Here is a 5,845-nt window from a genome sequence, read left to right on the forward strand (position 1 = left end):
AAAAAAAATTCGGTTCAACCTTGCTACGTGATGTGTTGTCTAGTGATTTGTGTATTAGTGATTTGTGGGTGGATGCTATGAGTGATTTATTTAAAGCCGTTGGCGATGTTACTTTAAAAAATCAAAGTGATGAATCTGTACGTGAAAATATAAATAAAATGTTTGTTACTTACAATAAAAAAACTGGCAAGGAATCTTTTGCTAATGCAAATAATATTTATGCTTTTTATCGTTTGATTATTTCAGATGGTTATAAATCTGTTAAAGATACTACCAGTAAGGCAACTTTTTATAGACGTATTTCTGACTTAGAATCTATTGGAATTTCACGTGCTCAACTACAAAATTATAATTCTTTAGATTCTACATCTCGTAATATTATTCCATTTGTTAAAATTATTGACTTAACTAATGTAGTACAAGCTCCTGCACCAATGCCTAATTATATAGAGCATCTTGATAAAGATATTTTAGATATAGTTTCTTCAATCCTAAAAAAAGCAGTCTAAGACTGCTTTTCTTTTTCAAATAATTCTATTTGTTCTTCTTCATACTCTTTTAATAATTTAATTATTGCTTTATTTAATCCTCTTTTATTTTTCAAATTTATTACTTTATCAATTAATTCCTTATCTATATTTTTATTTAGATATAGATGTATTTTCATTTCAAAAATATGATCACTTCTCATTTTATCTACTCCGCAATAATAGACATACGATACGAAATAATAGTATAACTCACTACTATACATAATATCAATTTAACTTCATCATAATAATCACAACAATGTTATTGGTGATTATTATGAAATTGGTTAGTGTATTGTTAAAAAACTTTGATGTAAAACAAGTTGGTGAAAAGAAAACTAATAAGTATGTTTTTCATGCGATGGAAACAGATTTAAATGGTGCTCGCATTCCCGTTGAGCTTCAAACCTTTAATGATGATATTAAGAATAAATTAATGCAGCATTGTAATGCTCAAGAAGAATTACTCATCCCGTTTTCAAATTCAAATCTATATGCGGGTAAAAATCAATACAACATTGATTCAATTATCACGCACCCCGATTTTATTATCTTGAGTCAAATTTAATGAATATTTTTCCTGATTTGACTAAACAAGTTAAAAAATCACAGCGTTTTATTACTTGCCAAATTTGCGGAAAAACGATTACTAAAAAACGCATGGCAAAACATTTTCTAATTTTCCATGCTTAGGATTTTTAAAACATGGCTTATGTCTGCGATTCACTGAATGAATTTGGTCAAGGACTAAATTGCATTGAGCACACCGAATTGATAGTCAAATTTCAGATGCTCCCTGAAATATCAATTGCTCAAGGTAATGCCATAGGAGTGGCTTTTCTAACAGTCTTTGCGGTTGTCCATATTATCAAGGCAGCCAAAAAGGCAATTTCATAAAACTTTCTTGGGGATAAAACCATGGAAAATGTACAAAAATTTAAACCGACTTTAGCGCAAAAAGCGGGTGTTGTAGCTGCGACTGGTTACATGGCTTTGGCTGGATCTACTGCAAATGCAGCAGGATTTACGCTTGATGCAACTGATGTTGTATCAACAATTTCAGGCGGTGTTGCTGTTGTATCGTCAATCGGACTTGCTGTTTTGAGTTTGGTAGTCGTGGTTAAGCTGTTCAAATGGGCTCGTGCAGCTCTTTAAGAACAAGACCCAAAGCAAGCCTACTTTGTGAGGCTTGCCGAGGGCTCGCAGGCAAGCGAACAAAGAGGTGAAGCAATGTCTATTGAATCTTTTGGAGCTTATCTATCCATTTTAATGTGGATCATGATTGCATATAAATTATTTTGAGAATTAACAATGAAAAATATATTTTTGCTTGGGGCATTGTTAATTCCCACAATAGTTTATTCAGCCAATGACTTGGAAAAATGGAATAGTGAAGTTGGTCGTACAGTTCGCCAAAGTCATTCAGAAAAATTAGCACAAACCACTTATTCAGAAATTAGTTCCAAAAATGTAAAAGTCTCCCAAGACATGAAAACCGTCTATCCACAAATTGAAACAAATGCACAAGTCGCTGGATCAAGAACCCGTGTTGTTGCTGAAGCAACACTTGTCGTTGATAAAGATAAAGTTTGGAAAGATTGGGCTAGAAAAATTGGTAAATTTGGTAAAGGTGCTAATGCTGTTGGTGGTGCATTAGTTGTCGGTGGTTTAATTGTTGACGCTGCGGGTTGGGTTATCGATGAAGGTGGAAAGGTCACAAAAAAACCAGTTCAAGACAATACAAATCCACATCTACAGAATTGCTATCAGTTGAACGGAAACTGTGTAGCTTCTATGTCTGAAGCTGTCACTATTTCTCGTGCATATTCAGTTGAGAATTATCCAAGTTATAACATCACATCTCATAAAGTTGTTGGTCGTACTATTAATTTTTATAATAAGGATGGTCTAACAGTAGATATTTATACTTGGTCATACGGAAAAAACCCAAATTACAATCCAACTGCTCAACCACCTACAAATACTGTTGTTTCAGAACAAGAAAAAGAACAAGTATTAAAAAATCTTTTAAATGACCCTAAATATGCGGATCTTGCTGCTCAAATGATTGGCAATACATATTCAATGGGGCCTGATAATCCTGAACCTGATCCTAATGTCGTAAATGACCTCAAAAACAAGCAAAAAGACGTTTTAAAGTCCGATAACCCGAAAGGCGATGGAAAAACACGGACAGATCCCAAAATTGATACAGGAACTCAAGGACAAGCCGATACAACGCCAAAACCCGACACAGGTACAGGTACAGGTACAGGTACAGGTACAGGTACAGGTACAGGTACAGGTACAAATCCTAGTACTAACACTGGCTCTACAACTAATTTTGAACTGCCTGCATTTTGTAATTATGCAGCCAAGTTATGCGACTGGTTGGATTGGACGCAAGAAGATAAAGAACTAGAAGAAGCTGAAAAAGAAGAACCCGAAGAATTTGATATAGGTACGATTGATAAAAACCGTTTCCGTGCCAATGGACAATGCCCTGCACCCATACAGGTGAATGAATCAGTTAGATCACTAGGTAAAAGTGTTGATTTTGATTTAACAATTGAATGGACACAAATATGTAATGTTGCCGAAGATACAAGCCCGCTTGTTTTACTCATTTCAACCATTACAGGTCTTTTAATTTTAGTCGGTGGAGGGCGTAGCAGTGAGCCTTAAAGGAATATTGGTAAAAGTCGCTGATTATTCAACTTCAAGGGTTGGTGGCGCACTTCTAAAAAGTTTAGGTTTGGGTTTATTTACGACTGCTGCAATCTTAACGCTCGTCAATCAGTGGGTCGATTATGCAGTAAACAAGTTCAATGGACTGCTCCCTGATCTGCTTTCCATTATGGCTCTCGCAAGCTTTCCCGAGGGTCTTTCTATCATTACAGGTTTTATCGTCATTAAAGCGACATTGATCGCAAATAAGGTACATATTGGTAAAGGGGCGACAGGATGATCTATTTACTCGTTGGACAGCCAAGACACGGCAAATCTCAATTCGCTGCCAAATTAGCGCATGATATTCATGAACAAAATTTAAAAACTCAAAAACTCATTGATTCAGGTAAAGCCGATCCTGAAAAACACGTTATTCGTAAGATTTATTCGGATATTGATGGTCATGCAGAAAATTGCGATTTTGTAGAAAAAGCACCTAATGATTGGCGTGATACACCTGATAATTCAGTTGTCTTTATGGATGAAATCCATTTAAGACCTGAATACACCGATTCAAATGGTCGCATGTCACAGGATCAAATGATTGTAGATTTGACAACTCACGGACACCAAAACAAAGATATTTACTTGATTACTCAAGACCCTGAACGCTTAAATCGTGGTATTCGTAAACTTGTTGAAAAAATGTATTTGTTGAAACGTCCTCCCCAGTTGCCGCCTTTCACGTCTGTTTATGTTTTTAGTCGTTGGCTTCGTGATCCGTGGCAAGCAACCAAGAACCCAGACAATTATCACGATAATTACATTTTCAAATTCAATAAAAAATGGCAGGAAATGTATGAGAGCGCATCAAAACACACATCAATAAAATTTCACATTCAGAAAAAGTTTTTCTATGCAGGCTTTGCAGTGATTGCGATGCTTACTGGAGCTTATTATTTATTTATGAACTCAGGTGCAAAAGACATTGTAAAAGCTGGCTTAAATCCAACAGCACCGTCTGAACTTGCCAAAACAGCCAGTCAATCAGATATAGAGATGCAGAAAAAAATTGCAACTTGTGTGGAACAATTCCAATGGACAGAACAGCAATGCAAAGATATTTATGATCACAAGGCACGTGAAGAAAAGAATGCTCAATTACAGGCATCTACACGCAATTCTATGGATCAAGTTGTAATTGATTATGAATATGACCCTGCAAAGCCTTATGACGTCAAATACACGCCTAGATTTGAGCCTAAAGACTTTCCCCGTTGGGAAAATGTTGCGGTCGTAAATGGTGAGTGTATCCCATTGACACAACAAGGCACTAGAATGCAAGGCGTCAGCAAGGCGGATTGTCTAAGATTTGCGAATGGTGATCGACCGTTCAATTATTATTATGAAGCTAAGCAAAGCGCAGCTTCATATGAATATGCAGTAAAGGAAGTTCAACAAGAACAAAGCGCTGTACAAAACCCAGAGGTTAAAGCTGAGCCTATTCCTTTTGGAACAAAACCACCAAAAGACATTAATGGGGCGCATTCACTATAAACAGAGGGGGCGGAGTGCCCCCGAACTAACGTTATTAAAATTTTAAAACCCTCTTTCCCTGATTACAGGCTGCTTATGTTGTCAAAACTTAGCTTTCAGAGCATCCCGAACGGGTGCGAACTATCTGTCTCTAATTTTTCTTTATTTGCTGAAAATTGCGTCGAGTCCACTTATTTAATAGTGGACTCTTGTCTCATGGTGATACATAATTCTTTCTGCTTGCTCTCCTTAGACCGCAATTCTTTGGAGGGTGAGCACCTCTTGATTGCGGCTAGAGTAAAAAACTATGATTGATATGACAGGAATTTACATTCCATTTCGCCCAGAGACTTACGGTTATACTGGCGTTGATAAGATAAAAATTGAAAGCGGTCTTTATGATCAAACAGCACGTTTAAAAGTCTTTGATTTTATTAAAATTTGTAAGACAGAGGGCATAGAGCCCAATGCTTATGGTATTTCTTTTGATTTTGAGGATGGTATAGAAACGGTTTCTGTTCAGGGTCTTAATGCTCCATTTGAGCAACTAGAATCTTCTTTTGCTGGCATTGCCTTAAAAATTAATCATGCTCCCACAATTGGCACACCACACATTATTTTAAAGGCATCGCCTGCAAAACTATTACTTGGTCATAATATTTATGGTTATGACGATATTAAAAGTGGAATTGTTATAATACTTCACACATTAATTAAAACTTATCCTTTTCTCTCTCAATACTTAGATTTTAATTCTGCGGAACTAAGAATGTTAGATATTAACTATTCGTTCAGAATGCGATCCAAAGAGGACTGTGTCTATTTATTAGATTATTTGCGTAATGTTAGCTATAGACAAACATTAGCCAATGAGGTCGAAAATAATCGTTTTAAGGAAACGACTTACTTCGGTAATAAAAATTCTAAACATAAATTTATTCGCATGTACTATAAACATGATGAAGTTTTAAAAACCATTCAGAGTAAAACAAAGCAACAATTAAACAATGTTACACAGCATCAAATAAATGTATTATCTGATCCTGAATTGATTGAATTTTCAAAAAATCTTCTACGTGTTGAAGCTGCATTGAGAAAAGTTTGGATTC

The 5,845-nt window shown here is 35.7% G+C and carries 9 protein-coding genes; 8 read left to right on the top strand and 1 reads right to left on the bottom strand.

Going from position 1 to position 5,845, the window contains the following annotated elements:
- A partial coding sequence (locus tag ACF8FD_RS00030) for a phage/plasmid replication protein, II/X family (protein WP_392452806.1) occupies nucleotides 1-509 on the top strand: 509 nt, incomplete at its 5' end.
- Here ACF8FD_RS00030 and ACF8FD_RS00035 read toward each other — a convergent pair.
- On the bottom strand, nucleotides 506-691 hold the full coding sequence (locus tag ACF8FD_RS00035; protein WP_392452807.1) for a hypothetical protein: 186 nt from the start codon (nucleotides 689-691) through the stop codon (nucleotides 506-508). The genes ACF8FD_RS00030 and ACF8FD_RS00035 overlap by 4 nt on opposite strands.
- 116 nt (nucleotides 692-807) lie before the next feature.
- On the opposite strand from ACF8FD_RS00035, the gene ACF8FD_RS00040 reads away from it, so the two are divergent.
- The 7 genes from ACF8FD_RS00040 to ACF8FD_RS00070 all read left to right on the top strand — a co-directional run.
- Nucleotides 808-1,098, top strand: a complete 291-nt coding sequence (locus ACF8FD_RS00040; RefSeq protein ID WP_392452809.1) for a hypothetical protein — start codon at nucleotides 808-810, stop codon at nucleotides 1,096-1,098.
- 137 nt (nucleotides 1,099-1,235) lie between these two features.
- Nucleotides 1,236-1,427: a hypothetical protein gene (locus tag ACF8FD_RS00045; protein ID WP_180004447.1), complete on the top strand. Its 192-nt coding sequence runs from the start codon at nucleotides 1,236-1,238 to the stop codon at nucleotides 1,425-1,427.
- Between the two features lie 21 nt (nucleotides 1,428-1,448).
- Complete coding sequence (locus ACF8FD_RS00050; RefSeq protein ID WP_279678134.1) at nucleotides 1,449-1,685, top strand: major capsid protein; 237 nt, start codon at nucleotides 1,449-1,451, stop codon at nucleotides 1,683-1,685.
- Between the two features lie 156 nt (nucleotides 1,686-1,841).
- Nucleotides 1,842-3,215 carry a virulence factor TspB C-terminal domain-related protein gene (locus ACF8FD_RS00055; protein ID WP_392452810.1) on the top strand — a complete coding sequence of 458 codons (1,374 nt, stop codon included), beginning with the start codon at nucleotides 1,842-1,844 and terminating at the stop codon, nucleotides 3,213-3,215.
- On the top strand, nucleotides 3,205-3,498 hold the full coding sequence (locus ACF8FD_RS00060) for a DUF2523 domain-containing protein (protein ID WP_130235435.1): 294 nt from the start codon (nucleotides 3,205-3,207) through the stop codon (nucleotides 3,496-3,498). Before ACF8FD_RS00055 ends, ACF8FD_RS00060 begins: the two co-directional genes overlap by 11 nt.
- Complete coding sequence (locus ACF8FD_RS00065; protein WP_392452814.1) at nucleotides 3,495-4,757, top strand: zonular occludens toxin domain-containing protein; 1,263 nt, start codon at nucleotides 3,495-3,497, stop codon at nucleotides 4,755-4,757. The genes ACF8FD_RS00060 and ACF8FD_RS00065 overlap by 4 nt, the downstream gene beginning before the upstream one ends.
- A 286-nt stretch (nucleotides 4,758-5,043) precedes the next feature.
- Nucleotides 5,044-5,845 (top strand): phage/plasmid replication protein, II/X family (locus ACF8FD_RS00070; protein WP_392452815.1); only part of this gene is annotated, 802 nt, incomplete at its 3' end.

Origin of the sequence: Acinetobacter sp. TYF_19 (assembly GCF_043105125.1) — a bacterium.
Classification (GTDB): Bacteria; Pseudomonadota; Gammaproteobacteria; order Pseudomonadales; family Moraxellaceae; genus Acinetobacter; species Acinetobacter johnsonii.

Bases quoted from the DNA above. Each gene is read 5' to 3' on its own strand.
- ACF8FD_RS00035 (WP_392452807.1), bottom strand. From the start codon at position 691: ATGAGAAGTGATCATATTTTTGAAATGAAAATACATCTATATCTAAAT.
- ACF8FD_RS00040 (WP_392452809.1), top strand. From the start codon at position 808: ATGAAATTGGTTAGTGTATTGTTAAAAAACTTTGATGTAAAACAAGTT.
- ACF8FD_RS00045 (WP_180004447.1), top strand. From the start codon at position 1,236: ATGGCTTATGTCTGCGATTCACTGAATGAATTTGGTCAAGGACTAAAT.
- ACF8FD_RS00050 (WP_279678134.1), top strand. From the start codon at position 1,449: ATGGAAAATGTACAAAAATTTAAACCGACTTTAGCGCAAAAAGCGGGT.
- ACF8FD_RS00055 (WP_392452810.1), top strand. From the start codon at position 1,842: ATGAAAAATATATTTTTGCTTGGGGCATTGTTAATTCCCACAATAGTT.
- ACF8FD_RS00065 (WP_392452814.1), top strand. From the start codon at position 3,495: ATGATCTATTTACTCGTTGGACAGCCAAGACACGGCAAATCTCAATTC.